Below are 19738 nucleotides of genomic sequence, written 5' to 3'. Positions count from 1 at the left end.
GATGATCACCGCTGGCCCGCTCATCGAGCTCGCGGGCGAGCAGTGGCGTGGTGTCAGCGACGGGGCTCAGCGCCTCGGGTGCGACCTCGTGTGCTTCGTGGGCAGTGAACTCGATCATCCCGATCCGCTCAAGCGTCGTGCGAACACGGTCTACGACCTCATTTCGCCGAACCGCATCGATGCACTCGTGGTGTGGACTACGCGCGTGGGGCAGCTCATCGGCTCCGATGGCATGCAGGAGTACGTGAAGCGGTACGCGCCCATGCCCATCGTGAGCGTGGAGACAGGCCTTGCCCAGTGGCCAACGATCTCGATGGACAACCGTGACGGCATGAAGCAGGCCGTCGACCACCTCGTCGAGGTGCACGGCAAGCGCCGGATCGCGTTCGTCCGGGGGCCCCAAACGCATGCGGGCGCCCGAGAGCGGTTCCTGGGCTACGCGGATTCGTTGCGCAACCACGGAATCCCGTTCGACCCCTCGCTCGTCACGATGCCCGGTTCGTTCATCTGGGAACCCAACCGCGCCGCCGAGGCCGTGCGCAAGATGCTCGCGCGGATCGAGGAACCGCCGGACGCCATCGCCGCCGCGAACGACGACTACGCGATCGGGGTCGTGTCCGCGCTGGAGGAGCTGGGTTTCCGCACGCCGGAGGACGTCGCCGTCGTCGGGTACGGCAACCACACGAACGTCCGCACGCACGACCTCGGCTTCGGCACGGGAAGTCCGGCGGCGAGGGTGCGGCGCGAGGTGCACGCCGACGCGGCGACGCCGGCGTTCACCACTGTCAGGGCGCCGTTCCACGAGATGGGGTTCCGGGCGGCCGAGCTCGCGGTGGCGCTGGTGAGGGGCGAGCCCACGCGCCAGCGGCAGACCATGCCGACCGAGCTGATCGTGCGCCGGTCGTGCGGCTGCCTGCCGTCCGGGCTCGGCGACCACGCGCCCGCGCACGACCGGCTGAGCATCAACGAGTCCGCGACCGCGTCCACCGTGGCCGACCACCTGCGCGACTCGCTCGGGCAACCCGCCGCGAAGCTGCCGGAGGGGTGGGCCGAGCAGCTGGTCGTCGAGCTCATGGCGGCAGGCCGCGGCGAGGTCGAGGGCGCGGAGTTCCTGCAGCTGCTGGCCGAGTACATCCGCGGGAGCGCGCGCGCCGGGTGCGAACCGGCGCAGTGGTGGCCACCGCTGTTCGACCTGCATCGGTTCGTGACGGCCCGCATCAGCGACGCGACGATCATCAACGACCTGTGGCTGCGCGTGCAGTTGCTCCTGGGCGATGCGTTCGCCGCGGACGCACGGTTCAAATACCTGTCGCACGAGCGTCACGACCAGACAGTGCGTGAAGCAGGGCAACGGCTCATCGCGTCACGGGACGTGGACGAGCTGACGAGCGCACTGGCTGAGGAACTCCCCCGCCTCGCCATCCCCGGCTGCCACGTCATGGCGTACGACACTCCAGGCACGGCGCGCGCGCTCGTCCGGTACGAGCACGGCGAGCTCATGACCCCGCCGGACACCCCGTTCCCCACCATCAATCTGACGCCGTACCAGTTCCGGCGCACCACCCCGTTCAACGCCCTGATCGCCCCGCTGCACACCGACGAGGACCACCTCGGGTACGTGATCTTCGAGAAGGGCCCGGAGCCCGGCTGGATCTACGAGGCCGTGCAGCAGCAGCTCAGCAGCGCGTTGCGCAGCATCAGGCTGATGCAGGAGCTGAAGGACGCGCGCGCACGGCTCGAAGAACGCGTCGGCGAGACCGAGGCGCAGTTGCGGCACGCGCAGAAGATGGAGGCCATCGGCCGGTTGACCGGTGGCATCGCGCACGACTTCAACAACATCCTCACGGTCGTGAACGGCAACAGCGAGATGCTGCTGCGCCGCACCCTCCAGGACGATCCGAGGCGCACGGCGATCGAGGACATCAGGCACGCCGGCGAACGGGCCGCGAACCTGACGAGGCAACTGCTCGCGTTCACCCGCCAGCAGGTCCTGCACCCGGAGTCGCTGGACCTCAAGCACAACCTCACCCAGGTCCACTCGATGCTGCGCACGCTCGTCGGCGACCACATCGAACTGGAGATGCACCTGCCCGACGACGTCGCCCGGGTGTGGGCGGACGCGGGCCAGGTCGAGCAGATCCTGTTCAACCTCGCGGTCAACTCCCGCGACGCCATGCCCGACGGCGGCACGCTGAGGGTCTCGATCGCGGACGGGAAGCTCGGCGGCGGCGACACCGGGCGGATCGTCGGCGTGCGGCCCGGCGAGTACGTCGTCATGCGCGTCCAGGACACCGGCGCCGGCATGGCCCCGGACGTGCAGGCGCAGGTGTTCGAGCCGTACTTCACCACCAAGCCGGTCGGCAAGGGCACGGGTCTCGGCCTGTCCACGGTGTTCGGCATCGTGCAGCAGTCCGGCGGCCAGATCGAACTGAGAAGCGCGCTGGGCGAGGGCACGACCGTGGAGGTCTACCTGCCCGTGCCGCACGACCGCGACGGCAGGCCTGAAGCGCCGTGCGCGCGCCGCCCCACCACACATCAGGGCGCTGGCACCGTGCTGCTCGTGGAGGACGACGCGCAGGTGCGGGTCATGACCCGGCGGTCGCTGGAGATCGCGGGCTACGCGGTGATCGAGGCGGGCGACGGCCAGGAGGCGCTGCAGCTCGCCACCGCGCACCGCAGCACCATCGACCTCGTGCTCACCGACGTCGTGATGCCGAAGATGGGCGGCCCGGAGCTCGTCCGGCTGCTGCGCTCGACCGGTGCCGCGCCCGCCGTGATCTACATGTCCGGCTACACGACCGACGAGGTCCTCGACGACGAGGTGCTGATCACCAAGCCGTACGTGGAGTCCGTGCTGCTCGAACGCGTCCGGGAAGTGCTGACTCAGGACGCCTGAGCGCGCTTGGCGAGCACGGCGCGGATCGTCTCGTCCAGCGTCTCCAGCCGGAACGGCTTCTGCAGGTAGTCGGCGATCTCGTGCCCGGCGAACCGCCGCTCCAGCGACCTGCGGTCGTACCCGCTGGTCAGCACCACCGGCACGGTCAGGCCCTCGCGCTCGAGCTCCGCGAGCACCTCCTCGCCGGACAGGCCCGGCATGCTGTGGTCGAGCAGCATCGCGTCGATCTCGGTGGACCGCCTGCGCAGGATCGCGATCGCCTCGGTGCCGTCGATGGCCTGCAGAACGGTGAAGCCCAGCTCCTCGAGCAGGCTCACGGTGTACCTACGCACGGGGTCCTCGTCCTCGACGACGAGCACCAGCCCAGCCAGCGACATGCGGGCAAGTATGCCGGAAACTATTCGTGTCCTCAGCACCAGGTCGCCGTCTATTTTTGACAATCCTTCACGAACTGCTCCATCAGTGTGAGCTGGGCCATTTGGATCACACCATTGGTTGAGGCTCTGCGCTAACCTTCGCGCACCGCTGCCGCGCCACGCTGAGAAAGAGGCACCAGGAAAGGCCAACTCCATGCGTAAAGCGACGGCAGCAGCCGCTCTGGCTGTGCTGTTCACATTGTCGTCAGCACCCGCGCACGCCGCGACGATTCCTTCGGAGCGCGTGACGATCGACGTGGTGACGGTGAACGGCTCCGGGTGCAAACAGGGCACCGCCGAAGTGATCGTCTCACCGGACAACACCTCGTTCTGGGTGATCTACAGCGACTACCTCGCCCAGGCGGGCAAGGGTGCCGGTGCGACCGAGTTCCGCAAGAACTGTCAGCTGACCCTGCAGGTCAACGTCCCGCAGGGCTTCTCGTACGGCATCGCCGAAGCGACCTACGGCGGCTACGGGTACGTCAGGCCCGGCGCCGTCGGGCACCAGTCGGTGAATTACTACTTCCAGGGTCAATCGGCCACCACGACCTGGAAGCACACGTTCAACGGGCCGTTCGACGACAACTGGTCGATCACCCACCGGACCGAGTTCTCCGAGATCGTCTGGGCCCCGTGCGGCGAGAAGAAGAATCTCAACGTCAACAGCGCCCTGCGCGTCGACAAGGGTACCTCGGACGCCAATACAAACAGTTTCATGACCATGGACTACCAGCGCGGAGAAGTGCGGACGCTGCACCACTTCTCGTGGAAGCGCTGCTGATTTCCTGAAAAGGCCGCCGCCACCCGAGCCCAACCGCCGCCACCCCTCCCCGCGAGACGCGTTTGGAAAGGTGCCTCATGCTCAACGCGGTTGCCGCTGCCCTGCTGACCTCGGCCATCATCATCCCTCCCGGCGCGCCCAACGAGACGCCGCCGCCCGACCACATCACCATCGACGTCGTGACCGTCAACGGCTCGGGTTGCCCGGCGGGCACGGCGGCCGTCGCGGTGTCCCCGGACAACAAGGCCTTCACGGTCACCTACAGCGACTACCTGGCCCAGATCGGCGTCGGCGCACGGCCGACCGACTTCCGCAAGAACTGCCAGCTCAACCTGCGGGTCAACGTCCCGCAGGGCTTCACCTACGGCATCGCCCAGGCCGACTACAGAGGGTTCGCCCATCTCGAACGCGGGGCGTACGCCGTCCAGAAGGCCAACTACTACTTCCAGGGCATGTCGCAGAACGACTCGGCCTCACACCGGTACAACGGCCCGCACAGCGACGGCTGGCAGGCCACCGACCAGACCGAGGTCGCGGCGATCGTCTACTCGCCGTGCGGCGAGAAGCGGAACTTCAACATCAACACCGAGCTCCGCGTCTACCCCGGCTCGTCCAACACGGCCACGACGACCAGCTTCGTGTCGATGGACTCCACGGACGGTGCGATCGACACGACCTACCAGTTCAGCTGGAAGACATGCCCGTAGTAGTGCTGTGACTACCGCACGCGCTCGCACGAGCGTGTGCGGTAGCACATATGTGAGCCGACAGCCGTACAGATTCGCGTGTGACGACGTCTTACCCCCATGACGGGGCAGGTCGGGGTAAAGGGGCAGCCAATGCCATCCGCCGCATACGCGCAGTACGGTGAGGATCGCAAGGCTCACAGGGGAGGTCGGATACTGACCACGACGCTGCTCCCGGCCAGACGGTCGGCGACGACTGCGGCCGGCTCGCGCTGGCCGCTCAGCGGTGACTACCGTCAGGTCCTCGCCGACCTCGCGTTGATCTTCTTCGCGGCGCTCGACGTCTGGCTGTACGGGTTGTGGCTCGAAGCCGACCCGATCACGGACCTCCCGCCGATCGAGAACTACCAGCTGTGGCTCAACTGGCTCGCGGTCGGCGCGCTGGTCCTGCGCCGCCGGTTCCCGTTCCTCACGCTGGTCCTGACCATCCCCGGCTTCTTCGTCGGCTGGTCGCAGCTCGCCGCGATGATCGCCCTCTACACGGTCGCCCGCCGCTACATCGGCGGCTGGCAGACGGGCCTCGCGGCCGCGCTGGTGTGGCTCTGCCGGTTCGTCGCCTGGCCGTTCGAGGAGCTGATCGAACGGCCCGCGTCGGGTCACTTCCACTCGGCGATCTACGGCTTCCTGGTGGCGGGCCTGCCGATCGCGATCGGCCTGCTGGTGCACGCGCGGCAGGAACTCTCCGACCGCATCTCCGAACTGGCCGAGTCACGCGAGAGAGAACGTGTGCTCCACGCGCACGCCATCCGTGCCGACGAACGGGCAAAGCTCGCCCGCGAGATGCACGACGTCGTGTCGCACCAGGTCAGCCTCATCGCGATGCAGGCCGGCGCGCTCCGCATGTCGGTGGTCGACGCCGAGCACAAGCAGGTCGCCGGCACCATCCGCATGTTGTCGACGCGCACGCTCGACGAACTGCGGCAGCTCGTGTCCGTCCTGCGCACCACGGACGACACCCAGCCGAGCCTCGACGAACTGCCCGAACTGGCCGCCGACGCGGGCTTCGAGGTCAGCATCCAGCTCAAGGGTCCCGTCGAGGACCTCTCCGCACCGGTGTCCGGCGCCGTCTACCGGACGGTGCAGGAGGCCCTGACGAACATCCGCAAGCACGCCGTGGGCGCGAGCGCGACGGTGTTCATCGACGCCCAGTACGACGACAACGTGCTGGTCGAGGTGCGCAACACGGCCGCGTCCAGCCCGTCGTCGACGCTGCCCAGCGGAGGTCACGGCCTGGTCGGACTGCGCGAGCGCGCCGCGTTGCTCGGTGGCGAGTTCTCGGCGGGCCCGACCGAGGACGGCGGCTTCCTGGTGTCGGCGACGTTCCCGAGGGAACGCGTCATCACCGACTGAAGCGTGGATCGTCGCGTTCGGAAGCGGTCAGGCGCGCCTGGAGGCCAGTGACGCGCTCAACGCCGCCGCCGCGCCGAGAACACCGCAGGTGAGCGCGACGGACATCGTCGGCTCGTGCTTGAGCAGCACCGACACCAGCAGCCACACGGCCAGGCCGAGGCCGAGACCGAGCGGCACCGACGCGATCACCGCCGCCATGCCGGTCTGCCGCCGCCGCAACGCCCGCAGGTTCGACTCCAGGTACGCGAACGTGAACAGCAGCAGCAACGCCGAGCCGGTGCCCATGAGGCTCAGCCACGGCGTCTGGCTGGACTCCAGCAGGAACGGCGGCTGCTCGTCCACCTGGGCCGTCACGACGCCGCCGATGATCCACCGCGCCGCGCCCGGCAGCACGAACCCCTCGGGCGTGCGCTGCGGCACGTCCGCGAGCGGAATCCCGGCCGCCGTCACGACGAGATGCGTGCCCTCGACGTTCACGGGGTTCGCGAGGTCCTGCGTGACGATCGTCGTGGGCGGGGTGCCGGTCGCCACGAACGGGACCACGGCCATCGCGATCAACGCGAGTGCGGCCACCAGCCACAACGCCCACGGCGTCGACGGCGGCTTGATCACCTGCGAGGCCGGCACCAGCGTGCTGCTGCCGCTCAGGCGCGCGGCGGGGACCGGGTCGACCAGCGTGGCCCGGATCCGCTGGCCCGTGAGCGTGACCGTCTCGCATTCCGGCACGGGCCGCAGCGACGGACGTGTGGACGACGACGACACCTGCGGTGCGAGGTGCACGGGGATGCCCAGGCGCACGAGCCAGTCCGGACCGAACAGGTGGCCCGCCGCGCCCGCCAGGTCGATCGCGAACGTCTCGGCGTTGCGGTAGCGCGCGTCGGGCTCCCGCGCGATGCTGCGCATCACCACGCCGGCCAGGGGTTCCGGCACGTTCGGCAACGGCCGCGGGTCCTGGAACACCCGCTTCTGGATCATCGCGATCGGGCCGCCGCCGCGTTCGAACGGCAGGTCGCCGCAGAGCAGTTCGTAGAGCATCGTGCCGGTCGCGTAGACGTCGGCCGCGGGCGACAGGGCGTTGCCCATCGCCTGTTCCGGCGCGATGTAGGCGGGCGTGCCGAGCACCGCGCCGCCGTGCGTCACGAGCGTCGCGCCCTCCGACACCACCTGGGAGATGCCGAAGTCCGCCACCTTCACCACGCCGTTCGAGGTGAAGAGCAGGTTCTTGGGCTTCACGTCGAGGTGCAGCACGCCGGCCTCGTGCGCCGCGTGCAGCCCGGACAGCGCCGCCAGCACGATCCCGCACGACTGCTGCGCGGTCAGGCCGTCGCCGGCGAACCGCGACCAGACAGTGCCGCCGTCGAGGCGTTCCATCACCAGCAGGTGCTCGCCCTGCTGCCGGACGTAGTCGTAGACCGGCACGATGTGCGGGTGGTCGAGGCGCGCCAGCAGCCGCGCCTCGTGCTCGAAGCGCTCGCTCATCCGCGGGTCCTCGGCCACGGCGTGCGGCAGCCGTTTGATCGCCACGGGACGCCCCAGCTGACGGTGCACGCCGCCGTAGACGACACCCATGCCGCCCTCGCCGATCTGGTCGCCGACGGCGTACTGCGGCAGGGCGGCGACCACACTGGACAGAGTCACCGTTGAATCCTCACGGTATCCGCATCCATTGAGGACGGTGGCTTCTCGCCCGGATGCGGTGTCACATAGCCGAGAACGAACGCGGCCGCCGCGGCGCCGATGATGAACGGGATCTCGGCCGTGGGCGACGGCGCCACCAGCCGCAGCACCGACAGCGAGATCACCGCGATCAGCCCGGTCCCGATGCCCGCGGGCAGGAACCGCATGGCCCGCTGCCACCGGTTCGCGGGCAGCCTCCTGCGCGCCAGCGCGATCAGCGCCCCCGCCCACGACAACGCCGTCAGCACGAGCACGCCCAGCCCGAACGCCCCGTAGACCGACCAGAGCGAGCCTCGGACGTCACCGGTCGTCTCGACGGACGCGATGCTCTCGCGCTGGACGTCGATGACCTCGACCGTGACCGGAAGGAGACCGATCGCCTGCGAGCCGAGGTCGGTCGGCTCCAGCGGGAACGAACGGGTCTCCGAGGACTTCGCCGGCACGTCGAACGGAACCGTTGTGTCGTAAGCGAAGAAGGTCAACGCCAACGCCGTGCCGCTGATCCGCACGGTCTTCACGCGCTGCAGGGTGTTCGTGTTGTTGCGGACCGTGACCGAGACCTTGGCGGTCTGCGACGGGTCCAGCACCAGGTTCCCTACTCCAACCGGCCTACCGTCCACATCGGCCTCGAGGATCACAGACCCGTCCTGTGCGAAGGCCGCGGAGGGAAGCAGCATAATTCCGCACCACAGCAGTAAACCTGCACCGGCCATGCGACGTCTCACTAGCGCACCTTAGGTTCGATCCGGGGAGTTGGAATGCGGTCTTTAGGTCTACTCGTGGCTGTAGCAGCCGGTGTTACGGTGCTGGTCGCCACACCTGCGGCCGCACAGCAGCAGACGTCGGTGACCGTGAACCCGACTAGCGGCCCCGCGGGCTCGACCGCGACCTTCACCTGGTCAGGCTTCTACAGATGCAAGGGCACGATGCGCATCAACTGGGCGGGAAGCGTACTGGCCACCGCACCGTGGGCGTCAACCGGTTCCGTCTCCGCGACCATCCCCGCCGGCTCCAAGCCGGCCACCTACAGCTACACCGCGATCGACGAGTGCGGCCGGTCCGCCACCGGCAGGTTCACCGTGACTCCGCCGCCTCCGGTCACCACGACCCGGCCGCCCGTCACCACGCAGCCGCCTGTCACGAACCCGCCGGTGACCAACCCGCCCGTGACGACCCGTCCCCCGGTCGTCACGACCACCACGACTCCCCCGGTGACGACCACGACGACCACCACCACCACGGACTCGTCGACCCCGTCGTCCTCCTCCACGACCGACGCGCTGACCAACCCGGATGACGGCGTCCTGGTCCTCGACAAGGACAACATCCAGCCCGGCGACGACCTGACCGCGACCGGCACCGGCTGCCCCAAGGGCGCGAACGTGACGCTGAGGTCGCTGGGCCAGGACGTCGGCCGGACCACGGCCGACGAGAACGGCGGCTTCACGTCCCCGGTGAAGTTCGCGAACATCGAACCCGGCCGCCACAAGGTGCGCGCGGAGTGCGGCATCGTGCTCGTGGGCAACGTCGACGTGACGCTGTCGAGCTCGTCGCAAGGCACGACCAGCACGCTCGTGGTGCTGTTGTTCTTCTTGCTCGTGGGTGCCGCGATGCTGCGCCGTCAGTTCTCAGGCCTGAGGCGATAAGCGGAAACGCGAAAGGCCCCCTCTCCGCAGTAGAGGGGGCCTTTCGCGTGATTACCGAAGATCGGAGCCCTTACGGCTCTTCGCGCTGGCGGCGCAGCTTGGCGAGAGCCTCTTCGAGGATCGCCTCGCCGTCCGCGTCGGAGCGCCGCTCCTTCACGTACGCAAGGTGCGTCTTGTACGGCTCGTTGCGCGGAGGCGCGGGTGGCGTCTGCTCGTCACGACCTGCCGGCAGGCCGCAGCGCGGGCAGTCCCAGTTCTCCGGCACATCCGCTTCCATCGCGAAGGAAGGCCGGGACTCGTGACCGTTCGCGCACCAGTACGACACCCGACGACGAGGCGCGGACTCGCCGCGCTCCGACTCACCCATCGGGCCTGCGCCGACGCGGGTACCGCGAATCGCGTTACCACCGGACATCGACCGTTACACCCCCACCAAGTGGTTACCCCAAGCCCCGGAGGGCTTCTGCCGCTGAACGGTTGATCAGGCTCCGGGGAGCTTGATCAGCAGCCCGATGCCCACGATGGCGATGACCCAGACCGCGCCGACGAAGAGCGTCAGGCGGTCGAGGTTCTTCTCGACCACGGAGGACCCGGACAGACTCGACTGCATACCGCCGCCGAACAGCGAGGAAAGGCCGCCACCACGGCCGCGGTGCAAGAGCACGAGCAGCACCAGGAGCACGCTGGAGACGATCAACAGGATCTGCAGGAACAGGATCATTTCTTCCTCGCTGTCAGGCAGCCGACGCCATAGAGTACCTGTTCGACTGCCGAACGTGTGCAACCAGTGGGGTTATGGGTTTAGCCAGATCAACTTAGGGTAGAGGCCCGCCGGCAGCCAATGCGCACAGCTTGGTGAATTCGTCGGCCTGAAGGCTGGCACCGCCGACAAGAGCGCCGTCGATGTCCTTCTGCCCGATGAGGTCACCGATGTTCGACGACTTCACCGAACCGCCGTAGAGCACCCGGACGACCGCCGCGGTCTCCTCGCCGTACTTCTCCGCGACGAACGAGCGGACCAGCGAGCACACCTCCTGCGCGTCTGCGGACGACGCGGTGCGACCGGTGCCGATGGCCCACACGGGCTCGTAGGCGAACACGATCTTGGCGACCTGCTCGGCCGTGAAGCCCTTGAGGCCGTCCTCCAGCTGCCGGCGAACCAGCTCCAGGTGACCCTTCGCCTCGCGGACGTCGAGCTTCTCGCCGAAGCAGAAGATCGGGGTGACCTCGACCTTCAGCGCGGCCTTGACCTTGGCGTTGACGATGGCGTCCGTCTCGCCGTGGTACTCGCGCCGCTCGGAGTGCCCGACGACCACGTAGTGGCAGCCGAGCTTCTTGATCATCGGGCCGGACACCTCACCGGTGTAGGCGCCCGAGTCGTGCTGCGAGATGTCCTGCGCGCCGTACTTGATCAGCAGCTTGTCGCCGTCGACCAGCGTCTGGATGCTGCGGATGTCGACGAACGGGGGAAGAACGGCGACCTCGACCTTGGCGAAGTACTTCTCCGGGAGGGAGAAGGCGATCTTCTGCACGAGGCCGATCGCCTCGAGGTGGTTGAGGTTCATCTTCCAGTTGCCCGCGATGAGCGGGAGACGGGCTGCCATCAGGACTCCAAAACGCTGATGCCGGGGAGTTCCTTGCCCTCGAGGTATTCGAGGGAGGCGCCGCCGCCAGTGGAGATGTGCGAGAAGCCGTCCTCGGGCAGGCCCAGCGCACGCACCGCGGCAGCCGAGTCACCGCCGCCGACGACGGTGAACGCCTCGGACTTCACGAGCGCCTCGGCGACGGCACGGGTGCCACCGGCGTAGGTCTCGATCTCGAAGACGCCCATCGGGCCGTTCCAGAACACCGTCCTGGCGTCGGCGAGCTTCGACGCGAACAGCTCGCGCGACTTCGGGCCGATGTCGAGGCCCATCTTGTCGGCGGGGATCGAGTCGGTGCCGACGACGTCGTGCTCGACGTTGCCGAACTCGGCCGTGACCAGCACGTCGACCGGCAGCACGAGCTCGACGCCGCGCTTCTCGGCCTCGACCAGGAAGCCCTTCACCTGGTCGAGCTGGTCGGACTGCAGCAGCGACGTGCCGACCTCGTGGCCCTGGGCCTTGAGGAACGTGTACGCCATGCCGCCGCCGATGAGCAGCCGGTCGACCTTGGCCAGCAGGTTCGCGATGACGCCGAGCTTGTCGGACACCTTCGCGCCGCCGAGCACCACGACGTACGGGCGCTCCAGGTCGTCGGTGAGCTTCTTGAGCACCTTGAGCTCGGCCTCGACGAGACCGCCGACGTACGCGGGCAGCTTCTGCGCCACGTCGTAGACCGAGGCCTGCTTGCGGTGCACGACACCGAAGCCGTCGGACACGAACGCGTCCGCGAACGACGCCAGCTCGTCGGCGAGTGCCGCACGCTCCGCGTCGTCCTTCGAGGTCTCACGGGCGTCGAAGCGGACGTTCTCCAGCATCACGACGCCACCGTCGGTGAGCGCGCCGACCGCGGACGTGGCGGACGGGCCGACCAGGTCGCTCGCGAGCGCGACCTCGGTGCCGAGCAGCTCACCGAGGCGAGCCGCGGCCGGGGCGAGGGAGAACTTGGGGTCCGGCTCGCCCTTGGGGCGGCCGAGGTGAGCGGTGACGATCACGCGGGCACCCGCGTCGGCGAGTGCCTTGATCGTCGGCACCGACGCGCGCACGCGGCCGTCGTCGGTGATCTTGTCTCCGTCGAGGGGGACGTTCAGGTCGGCGCGCACCAGGACGCGCCGACCCGAGACACCCTCGGCGAGCAGGTCGCTGAGAGTCTTCACTGACTGTCCGCCCCTGCTCAGATCTTGGAGGCGACGAGCTTGACCAGGTCCGCGAGGCGGTTGGAGTAGCCCCACTCGTTGTCGTACCAGCCGACGACCTTGACCTGGTTGCCGATGACCTTGGTCAGCGGCGCGTCGTAGATGCACGAGTGCGGGTCGGTGACGATGTCGGCCGACACGATCGGGTCCGTCGAGTACTTGAGGATGCCGGCCAGGGGGCCCTCGGCGGCGGCCTTGTACGCGGCGTTGACCTCGTCGACGGTGACCTCGCGCTTGAGCGTGACGGTCAGGTCGGTGGCCGAGCCCGTGGGGATCGGCACGCGCAGCGCGTAACCGTCGAGCTTGCCCTTGAGCTCCGGCAGCACCAGGCCGATGGCCTTCGCGGCGCCCGTGGAGGTCGGGACGATGTTCAGCGCGGCGGCGCGGGCACGGCGGAGGTCGCTGTGCGGCGCGTCCTGCAGGTTCTGGTCCTGCGTGTACGCGTGGATCGTGGTCATGAGGCCCTGCTCGATGCCGAAGCTGTCGTTCAGCACCTTGGCCAGCGGCGCGAGGCAGTTCGTGGTGCAGGACGCGTTCGAGATGATCGTCTGCGAACCGTCGAGCTTCTCCTCGTTCGCGCCGATGACGACGGTGAGGTCCTCGTTCTTGGCCGGCGCGGAGATGATGACCCGCTTGGCGCCGCCCTCGTCCACGTGCGAGCGGGCCTTGGTGGCGTCGGTGAAGAAACCGGTCGACTCGACCACGACGTCGACGCCGAGGTCCTTCCAGGGCAGCTTGCCCGGGTCGCGCTCGGCGAGGGCCTTGATGACCTTGCCGTCGACGGAGATGCCCTCGTCGGTGACCTGCACGTCGGCGTCCAGACGACCGAGGATGCTGTCGTACTTCAGCAGGTGGGCCATGGTGGCGACGTCACCGAGGTCGTTGAACGCGACGATCTCGATGTCGTGGCCGCCGGCCCTCACGGCGCGGAAGAAATTGCGCCCGATCCGACCGAAACCGTTGACACCTACACGAACCGTCACGACTGACTCCTTGCGTTCAGCTTGGTAGGAACAAGCCCACCCTATCTGCCGAACTGCGTCCCTGGTCACAGGGATAGTGAGTATCTCTTGATCGAGCCAGAAAATCGGCCCCTGACTAGGCCGTTCGGCGGCACGGCGCGCGGAGCGTCCAGAGGTACGCGCTCAGCTCCTCCGCGACCTCCGCCGCGGTGCGGCAGGCCTCCGGACCGGTCTCCTCCACGTCCCTGCCGACGACGGCCGCGATGCGGGCGAGCCACTCGTCCACGACGGGCCTGTCCTGCGGCGGCACGAGCGGCGCCGCCGGGTCCGCCGGCCTGTCCTTCCGATGTCGCAGGCGTACCGCAGCGTTCTCGCGGTCCTGGCGACGATGCACCACCGGGTGCGCGGCGGCTGGCACGTGACCCGCCGGTTCGCCGAGGAGTCGCTGGCGATCGAACGCACCGAGACCCGCCGCCCCGGCACGACGGCCCGCGGACTGGAGGTGCTCGCGTCCGCCGAGGCCCACACCGGCGACCCGGAACGGGCCTGGCGGCTGTTCGACGAGGCCGCCGCGCTCCTGCACGAGTCGGACGACAAGCTCGCGCGCCATCCTGCTGAACTCCTGCGGCTGGACGCTGGTGCAGAACGGCTTCGCGGACCGGGCGGCGGCGCTGGCCGGCGAGGCGCTGACGCTGACGCGGCTGATCGGCCTGCCGCACGTGCTGAACCCGGTCCTGCACACCGCGGGCGCGATCGCGCCGGCGCGCGGGAACCACGCCGAGGCGGTCGGCCTGTTCCGCGAGAGCCTCGACGTGGGTTCCGAACACCCGATCGACCAGTACCACGATCTGGAAGGGCTGGCGCTGGGCCTGGTCGGCGTGGGTTCCGACGACGAACGAGCCCTGTCGCTGCTCGTGTCCGCCTCCGCCGTCCGCACCCGCTACGACTTCCGCGCCGAGCCGTACTGGCAGGCCCTGCTGGACGAGGCGCGGGCCGTCCGCCGCGAGCGGATCGCGGCCGGTCGCCTGCGCGCAGCGGAGTCGACCGGCGAGCGGATGTCGTTGGCGCAGGCCATTTCCTACGCCCTGACAGCGCAACCGCACACCGGGGACGACGGGCTGATCTCCGCCCGCGGGCTCCACGTGGCGACGCTGGTGGCGGAGGGGCTGACGAACCGGCAGATCGGGCAGCGGCTCGGCATCTCACCGCACACGGTGGCCCGGCACGTCACCCACGCCCGGTCCAAGCTGGGGCTGCGGTCGCGGTCCCAGCTCGCCGTCTGGGCGGGCCGCCAGTCCACATGATCGACTAAAACCCCAGGTCAGGTCGCTTCGGTCACAATCAGTCATCAACTGGGACTTCAGTTGCCCTGATCGGGTTAGTATCGCGCGCCTCGAACGCGGAACCGTTCCGCAGCACCCTCCACGAGGAGTCATCTGTGGCAACGATGTCCGCCGAGCGGCCGGCTGCGGCGCTCGACGCGGTGCAGCGCCCTCAGCACTCCCTGAGAGGGGACATCCAGGGCCTTCGCGCACTCGCCGTCGGCGTGGTGCTGCTCTACCACCTGCGGCCGGCGTGGCTGCCGGGCGGTTTCGTCGGCGTCGACGTCTTCTTCGTCATCTCCGGCTTCCTGATCATCGGCACGCTGACCGGCGAGGTGCGCCGCTCCGGCACCGTGAGCCTGCGCGATTTCTACGCGCGCCGCATCCGCCGGCTGCTGCCCGCGGCGACCGTGACGCTGCTCGCCACCGTCGCCGCCGTCGTGCTGCTGCTCCCCCAGTCGCAGTGGCCCAAGATCATGCGTGAGGTCGTCGGCTCCGCGCTGAACGCGCAGAACTGGCTGCTCGCGTTCCTGTCCAACGACTACGGGCACGCCACGGCCGGCGCCTCACCGGTGCAGCACTACTGGTCGCTGGCCGTCGAGGAGCAGTTCTACCTGGTCATCCCCCTGCTGCTGATCGCGACCGCCGCGCTCGCCCGCCGGTTCGACGGCCGCTCGGTGCGGTACGCGGCGGTGGCCATCGCCGTGGTGACCGTTGCTTCGTTCGCGTTCTCGGTCGTCTACACCCGCATCGACCACGGCGCCGCGTACTTCGTGACGCCGACCCGCATGTGGGAGCTCGGCATCGGCGGCCTGGCCGCGATGGTGCTGCACCGCGTGTCGCTCGGCCGCGCGGCCCGCGAACTGCTCGGCTGGCTGGGTTTCGCCGCCGTGGCGTTCAGCGCCGTCTGCTACACGACCGACCTGCAGTTCCCCGGCTGGGTGGCGGCGGTGCCGGTGCTCGGCACGGCGGCCATGCTGATCGCCACGGACACGGTGCTCGGACGCCTGCTGGGAGTTCGTCCGGTGCGCTACCTGGGCGACATCTCCTACAGCCTGTACCTGTGGCACTGGCCGGTCATCGTCGTGCTGCTCGAACTGAGCTACGACGAGCAGCTGTCGAAGAAGGAGATGCTCGTCGCCGCGGTGGTGAGCCTCGCGCTCGCCGCGGTGTCCAAGCGGTTCGTCGAGGACCCGTTCCGCCGCAACAGGTTCGGCCGCCGCCGCGGCACCTACGTGTTCGGCGCGGTGCTCGTGGTCGTCTCCGTGGTCGCGGCCGCGGTCCCCTGGTACGCCGCCACGCGCGAGCTGGACCGGCTCTCGAGCATCGCGGTGCTGGACGCCGACCACCCCGGCGCCATGGCGTTCGACCCGCGCGACCCGCTGCCCGCCCCGGAGCGCGTGCCGCTCGTCCCCGACCCGGCCGTGGCGAACGAGGACGGCCCCTACGGCGGCCGCGGTGACGCCGAATGCCACGTCTTCCTGCTGACGCACCCCGCCGACGCGTGTTCGTGGGGTGAGAGCTCCGCGCAGAAGACCGTCGTGCTGCTCGGCGACTCGCACGCGGCGCAGTACAGCACCCCGCTGATCGACTTCGCCGAAGGTCCCGGCCGCGGTCGGTGGCAGGTCAAGGCCATGACCCGCAACGGCTGCCCGTTCACCACGGTGCCGCCGTCCGAGGCGGGCTGGCCGTTCACGGTCTGCTCCGAGCAGAACCTCGGGGTGCTGGAGCGGGTGAAGGCGCTCGAGCCGGACCTCGTGGTGCTGTCGGGCATGAGCCGCGAGGCCTACGAGAACGATCTCAAGTGGACCTGGAACACCCGTGAGGACATGCTGCGCGGCTACCGGGAGATGCTGGCCGCGCTGACCTCGGCGGGCATCCCGATCGCGGTGATCAAGGACCTGCCCCGGCCGGACGAGCAGATCACGCGCTGCCTGGAACGCAACCGCCGCAACGCGGCCGACTGCGGAACCTCGCGCGCCGAGGCGTTCACCGGTGCCGGCGACCCCCTCGTGGAGGCGGCGGCCGGCTTCCCCCGCGCCGAGATCGTCGACCTGACGCCGTGGTACTGCCGTGAGGACGTCTGCCCGGCGGTTGTCGGCAACGTCGTGGTGTACCGCAACAACCACGTGACGAACCTGTACTCGCGCACGCTCGCCACGCCGTTGCTCAGCCAGCTCGGGATGATCTGACCCGAGCCGGCCGGGCGCGGCTTAGTGGTGTCTGACAATTCCGTCGGGCGACAGTGACGGCCGAGGGATCCGCGGACAGCGCCTAGACCTCTGCTTCGAGCATCTCCGCCGTGACCGCGGACTCGGTGTCCGGCAGCCCCAGGTCCTTGGCCCGCTTGTCCGCCATGGCCAGCAGACGCCTTATACGGCCTGCCACCGCGTCCTTGGTCATCTGCGGGTCCGACAGCTGGCCCAGCTCCTCCAGCGACGCCTGGCGGTGCGCGAGGCGCAGCTGCCCCGCGGCGGCCAGGTGGTCCGGTGCCTCCGGGCCGAGGATCTCCAGCGCACGTGCGACCCGTGCGGCCGCCGCCACTGCCGCGCGGGCCGAGCGGCGGAGGTTCGCGTCGTCGAAGTTCGCCAGCCTGTTCGCGGTCGCGCGGACCTCACGCCGCATGCGGCGCTCTTCCCACGCCATCACGCTGTCGTGCGCGCCGAGCTTGGTCAGCATCGCCCCGATGGCGTCGCCGTCCCTTATCACCACGCGTTCGGCCCCGCGGACCTCGCGCGACTTGGACGAGATGCCCATCCTGCGGGCCGCGCCGACCAGGGCGAGCGCCGCCTCGGGGCCGGGGCAGGTGATCTCCAGCGACGAGCTGCGACCGGGTTCGGTCAGCGAGCCGTGCGCCAGGAAGGCACCGCGCCACGCGGCTTCGGCGTCGCACACGCCACCGGACACGACCGGGGCGGGCAGACCGCGCACCGGGCGGCCGCGCGGGTCGAGCAGCCCGGTCTGCCGGGCGAGACCCTCGCCGTCCTTGACCACGCGGACGACGTACCGGGTGCCCTTGCGCAGGCCGTTCGACTGGATCGTGAACACCTCGGCGTGGTGGCCGTAGAGCGCCTGGATCTCCTTGAGCAGCCGGCGGGCCGCGGAACCCAGGTCGAGCTCGGCCTCGACGACGACCCGGCCGGACACGATGTGCAGGCCGCCGGCGAACCTGAGCAGGGAGGACACCTCCGCGCGGCGGCAACAGGTCTTGGATACCGCGAGCCTGCTCAGCTCGTCCTTGACCGCCGACGTCATCGCCACTGGCCAGTCCCTCCCACTCCGGTCTCCACGACCACTTGCCTCAGGCAACCGGCAAGTGCCTCCGGATCATGCCGCTCTGCGGCGTCCGGTGCGGCGATCTTGGCCAGATGCGTACGCGCACCCAGTGCCGAGGCGGCTCGCGTCAACCGGTCCGGGGTGGGGACCGAGTCGACGTCGGCGATCACCGCGTCCACCTTCAGCTCGGGTGCGTGTTCGCAGACTACGTCCAAATGCCGCTCCGGAGAGAAACCAGCGGTTTCACCCGGTTGGGGGACGAGATTGAGCACGAGCACCTTCTTGGCCCGTGTGTGCACGAGCGCGTCGTGCAGTTCGGGCACCAGCAGATGCGGCAAGACGCTGGTGAACCACGATCCGGGCCCGAGTACCACGACATCGGCGTCAAGTACAGCCTGTACTGCTTCCGGACAGCCGGCAGGTCGCCCGTTCGGGGCAGTCAACCGGATGCGCCGCACCAGCCCCGGCGTGGTCGCGATGGCGACCTGCCCCCGGATCCGCCGCACGTCCTTCACGTCCTCGTCGAGGCCGACGACGTCCGCCTCGATGTCGAGCGGATCGTTCGACATCGGCAGCACCCGGCCCTTGACTCCGAGCAGCCTGCCGGTGAGGTCGAGCACCGCGACGGGGTCGCCGAGCTGCTCGAGCAGCCCGGCGATCACCAGGTTGCCGACCGCGTGCCCCGCGAGCGCCCCTGTGCCGCCGAAGCGGTGCTTGAACAGCGACGTCCACCGCCGGCTGGCCTCGTCGTCCCCGGCCAGCGCCGCCATGGCCTTGCGCAGGTCACCGGGCGGCAGCAGGTCGGACAGCTCACGCCGGAGCCGCCCCGAAGACCCACCGTCGTCCGCGACGGTCACCACGGCCGTCACGTCGTCGGTGACCTGCCTCAACGCACTCAGCGTCGCGTGCAGCCCGTGGCCGCCACCCAAAGCAACAGCTTTCAACTTCGTCACTCACGTCCCAGATCCCTGTGCACGACCTTCACGGCCGTGCCGTCCTCGCTGGCCAGCCGCCCGGCCAGCTCTTCGCTCAGTGCGACGCTGCGGTGCTTGCCGCCGGTGCAGCCGATCGCGAGCGTCAGGTAGCGCTTGCCCTCACGCCGATAACCGGCACCGATGAGCCTGAGCAACTCGTGGTACCGATCAAGGAACTCGTCCGCGCCCTCCTGGGACAGCACGTAGTTGCGCACCTCACCATCGAGCCCAGTCTGCTCCCGCAGCTCCGGGATCCAGAACGGGTTCGGCAGGAACCGCACGTCCATGACGAGATCGGCGTCCATCGGCAGCCCGTACTTGTACCCGAAGCTGAGCACCGTGACCCTGGTCCTGGTGGCCGCCTCGGTGCCGAACGTGTCCTCGATCTTGGCCCGGAGCTGGTGGATGCTCAGCGCGGACGTGTCGACGACGAGGTCGGCCTCCTGCTTGAGCGGCGTCAGCAGGATCCGCTCGGCCTCGATGCCGTCCTGCAGCCGCCCGTCCCCCTGCATGGGGTGACCGCGCCGCACCGCCTCGAAGCGCCGGATCAGCACGGCGTCGGTGGCCTCGAGGAACAGCACGCGCGGCTTGTACCCACGCGCGTCCAGGTCCTTGATGATGGACGCCAGGTCCTCCGTGAACGCGCGGCTGCGCACGTCCATGACGACCGCGACCCTGGTGATCGCCCCGCGCGCCTGGGCGCCGAGCTCGACCATGGTGGCGATGAGTTCCGGGGGCAGGTTGTCCACGACGAACCAGCCGAGGTCCTCCAGGCACTTGGCCGCGGTGCTGCGGCCCGCACCGGACAGCCCGGTCACCACGGCGACTTCGATGCCGGACTTCTCCGCGTTCACGA

General features: G+C 69.3%; 19 protein-coding genes. 7 read left to right on the top strand and 12 right to left on the bottom strand.

What is annotated here, in order from left to right:
- The first annotated feature begins 1 nt into the window (after position 1).
- Positions 2 to 2896: a substrate-binding domain-containing protein gene (locus tag DFR72_RS25850; RefSeq protein WP_090067027.1), complete on the top strand. Its 2895-nt coding sequence runs from the start codon at positions 2 to 4 to the stop codon at positions 2894 to 2896.
- On the opposite strand, the gene DFR72_RS25845 is transcribed toward DFR72_RS25850, so the two are convergent.
- On the bottom strand, positions 2884 to 3273 hold the full coding sequence (locus tag DFR72_RS25845; RefSeq protein ID WP_170176392.1) for a response regulator: 390 nt from the start codon (positions 3271 to 3273) through the stop codon (positions 2884 to 2886). The two genes, DFR72_RS25850 and DFR72_RS25845, sit on opposite strands and share 13 nt — an antisense overlap.
- Before the next feature lie 283 nt (positions 3274 to 3556).
- Between DFR72_RS25845 and DFR72_RS25840 the strand changes: the two genes are divergently transcribed.
- The 3 genes from DFR72_RS25840 (at position 3557) to DFR72_RS25830 (ending at position 6189) form a co-directional block, all read left to right on the top strand.
- Positions 3557 to 4093 carry a DUF4360 domain-containing protein gene (locus DFR72_RS25840; protein ID WP_245983503.1) on the top strand — a complete coding sequence of 179 codons (537 nt, stop codon included), beginning with the start codon at positions 3557 to 3559 and terminating at the stop codon, positions 4091 to 4093.
- Between the two features lie 77 nt (positions 4094 to 4170).
- Complete coding sequence (locus DFR72_RS25835; protein ID WP_090067024.1) at positions 4171 to 4800, top strand: DUF4360 domain-containing protein; 630 nt, start codon at positions 4171 to 4173, stop codon at positions 4798 to 4800.
- A gap of 132 nt (positions 4801 to 4932) precedes the next feature.
- Positions 4933 to 6189: a sensor histidine kinase gene (locus DFR72_RS25830; protein WP_090067023.1), complete on the top strand. Its 1257-nt coding sequence runs from the start codon at positions 4933 to 4935 to the stop codon at positions 6187 to 6189.
- A gap of 27 nt (positions 6190 to 6216) precedes the next feature.
- On the opposite strand, the gene DFR72_RS25825 is transcribed toward DFR72_RS25830, so the two are convergent.
- Positions 6217 to 7827, bottom strand: coding sequence for a serine/threonine-protein kinase (locus tag DFR72_RS25825; RefSeq protein WP_245983502.1), 1611 nt, complete (start codon positions 7825 to 7827; stop codon positions 6217 to 6219).
- Positions 7824 to 8543 carry a hypothetical protein gene (locus DFR72_RS25820; protein WP_170176391.1) on the bottom strand — a complete coding sequence of 240 codons (720 nt, stop codon included), beginning with the start codon at positions 8541 to 8543 and terminating at the stop codon, positions 7824 to 7826. The genes DFR72_RS25825 and DFR72_RS25820 overlap by 4 nt, the downstream gene beginning before the upstream one ends.
- A gap of 102 nt (positions 8544 to 8645) precedes the next feature.
- Between DFR72_RS25820 and DFR72_RS47140 the strand changes: the two genes are divergently transcribed.
- Positions 8646 to 9512 carry a hypothetical protein gene (locus tag DFR72_RS47140; protein ID WP_245983500.1) on the top strand — a complete coding sequence of 289 codons (867 nt, stop codon included), beginning with the start codon at positions 8646 to 8648 and terminating at the stop codon, positions 9510 to 9512.
- A 70-nt stretch (positions 9513 to 9582) separates the two neighbouring features.
- Here the strand turns inward: DFR72_RS47140 and DFR72_RS25810 are convergent, their stop codons facing one another.
- From DFR72_RS25810 to DFR72_RS25785, 6 genes are all read right to left on the bottom strand, one after another.
- Positions 9583 to 9927: an RNA polymerase-binding protein RbpA gene (locus DFR72_RS25810; RefSeq protein WP_090067021.1), complete on the bottom strand. Its 345-nt coding sequence runs from the start codon at positions 9925 to 9927 to the stop codon at positions 9583 to 9585.
- 66 nt (positions 9928 to 9993) lie between these two features.
- On the bottom strand, positions 9994 to 10233 hold the full coding sequence (gene secG / locus DFR72_RS25805) for a preprotein translocase subunit SecG (RefSeq protein ID WP_089958273.1): 240 nt from the start codon (positions 10231 to 10233) through the stop codon (positions 9994 to 9996).
- A 94-nt stretch (positions 10234 to 10327) separates the two neighbouring features.
- Complete coding sequence (gene tpiA / locus DFR72_RS25800; protein WP_090067020.1) at positions 10328 to 11116, bottom strand: triose-phosphate isomerase; 789 nt, start codon at positions 11114 to 11116, stop codon at positions 10328 to 10330.
- Positions 11116 to 12309, bottom strand: a complete 1194-nt coding sequence (locus DFR72_RS25795) for a phosphoglycerate kinase (protein WP_177224575.1) — start codon at positions 12307 to 12309, stop codon at positions 11116 to 11118. Before DFR72_RS25795 ends, tpiA begins: the two co-directional genes overlap by 1 nt.
- Before the next feature lie 17 nt (positions 12310 to 12326).
- Entirely contained in the window at positions 12327 to 13331 is a 1005-nt protein-coding gene (gene gap, locus DFR72_RS25790; protein ID WP_090013980.1) for a type I glyceraldehyde-3-phosphate dehydrogenase, read from the bottom strand.
- A gap of 115 nt (positions 13332 to 13446) precedes the next feature.
- On the bottom strand, positions 13447 to 13920 hold the full coding sequence (locus tag DFR72_RS25785; RefSeq protein ID WP_090067019.1) for a hypothetical protein: 474 nt from the start codon (positions 13918 to 13920) through the stop codon (positions 13447 to 13449).
- Positions 13921 to 13948: 28 nt separating this feature from the next.
- On the opposite strand from DFR72_RS25785, the gene DFR72_RS25780 reads away from it, so the two are divergent.
- Both DFR72_RS25780 and DFR72_RS25775 read left to right on the top strand, forming a co-directional pair.
- Positions 13949 to 14614, top strand: a complete 666-nt coding sequence (locus DFR72_RS25780) for a helix-turn-helix transcriptional regulator (protein WP_090067018.1) — start codon at positions 13949 to 13951, stop codon at positions 14612 to 14614.
- 143 nt (positions 14615 to 14757) lie between these two features.
- Entirely contained in the window at positions 14758 to 16824 is a 2067-nt protein-coding gene (locus DFR72_RS25775) for an acyltransferase family protein (protein WP_090067017.1), read from the top strand.
- An 82-nt stretch (positions 16825 to 16906) separates the two neighbouring features.
- Here DFR72_RS25775 and whiA read toward each other — a convergent pair whose 3' ends face one another.
- Genes whiA through rapZ form a run of 3 tightly spaced genes read right to left on the bottom strand, consistent with a single transcriptional unit; the run spans position 16907 to position 19715 of the window.
- Complete coding sequence (gene whiA, locus DFR72_RS25770) at positions 16907 to 17893, bottom strand: DNA-binding protein WhiA (RefSeq protein WP_030478101.1); 987 nt, start codon at positions 17891 to 17893, stop codon at positions 16907 to 16909.
- Positions 17884 to 18852, bottom strand: a complete 969-nt coding sequence (locus DFR72_RS25765) for a gluconeogenesis factor YvcK family protein (RefSeq protein WP_090067117.1) — start codon at positions 18850 to 18852, stop codon at positions 17884 to 17886. The genes whiA and DFR72_RS25765 overlap by 10 nt, the downstream gene beginning before the upstream one ends.
- A 5-nt stretch (positions 18853 to 18857) precedes the next feature.
- Positions 18858 to 19715, bottom strand: a complete 858-nt coding sequence (gene rapZ / locus DFR72_RS25760; RefSeq protein ID WP_170176399.1) for an RNase adapter RapZ — start codon at positions 19713 to 19715, stop codon at positions 18858 to 18860.
- Between the last annotated feature and the right edge of the window lie 23 nt (positions 19716 to 19738).

It is taken from the genome of Lentzea flaviverrucosa (assembly GCF_003350445.1).
GTDB classification, from domain to species: domain Bacteria; phylum Actinomycetota; class Actinomycetes; order Mycobacteriales; family Pseudonocardiaceae; genus Lentzea; species Lentzea californiensis.
This window is presented reverse-complemented; position numbering and strand designations above follow the sequence as displayed.

Bases quoted from the DNA above. Each gene is read 5' to 3' on its own strand.
- DFR72_RS25850 (WP_090067027.1), top strand. From the start codon at position 2: ATGATCACCGCTGGCCCGCTCATCGAGCTCGCGGGCGAGCAGTGGCGT.
- DFR72_RS25845 (WP_170176392.1), bottom strand. From the start codon at position 3,273: ATGTCGCTGGCTGGGCTGGTGCTCGTCGTCGAGGACGAGGACCCCGTG.
- DFR72_RS25835 (WP_090067024.1), top strand. From the start codon at position 4,171: ATGCTCAACGCGGTTGCCGCTGCCCTGCTGACCTCGGCCATCATCATC.
- DFR72_RS25830 (WP_090067023.1), top strand. From the start codon at position 4,933: ATGCCATCCGCCGCATACGCGCAGTACGGTGAGGATCGCAAGGCTCAC.
- DFR72_RS25820 (WP_170176391.1), bottom strand. From the start codon at position 8,543: ATGCTGCTTCCCTCCGCGGCCTTCGCACAGGACGGGTCTGTGATCCTC.
- DFR72_RS25810 (WP_090067021.1), bottom strand. From the start codon at position 9,927: ATGTCCGGTGGTAACGCGATTCGCGGTACCCGCGTCGGCGCAGGCCCG.
- secG (WP_089958273.1), bottom strand. From the start codon at position 10,233: ATGATCCTGTTCCTGCAGATCCTGTTGATCGTCTCCAGCGTGCTCCTG.
- tpiA (WP_090067020.1), bottom strand. From the start codon at position 11,116: ATGGCAGCCCGTCTCCCGCTCATCGCGGGCAACTGGAAGATGAACCTC.
- DFR72_RS25785 (WP_090067019.1), bottom strand. From the start codon at position 13,920: ATGGCGCGCGAGCTTGTCGTCCGACTCGTGCAGGAGCGCGGCGGCCTC.
- DFR72_RS25775 (WP_090067017.1), top strand. From the start codon at position 14,758: ATGTCCGCCGAGCGGCCGGCTGCGGCGCTCGACGCGGTGCAGCGCCCT.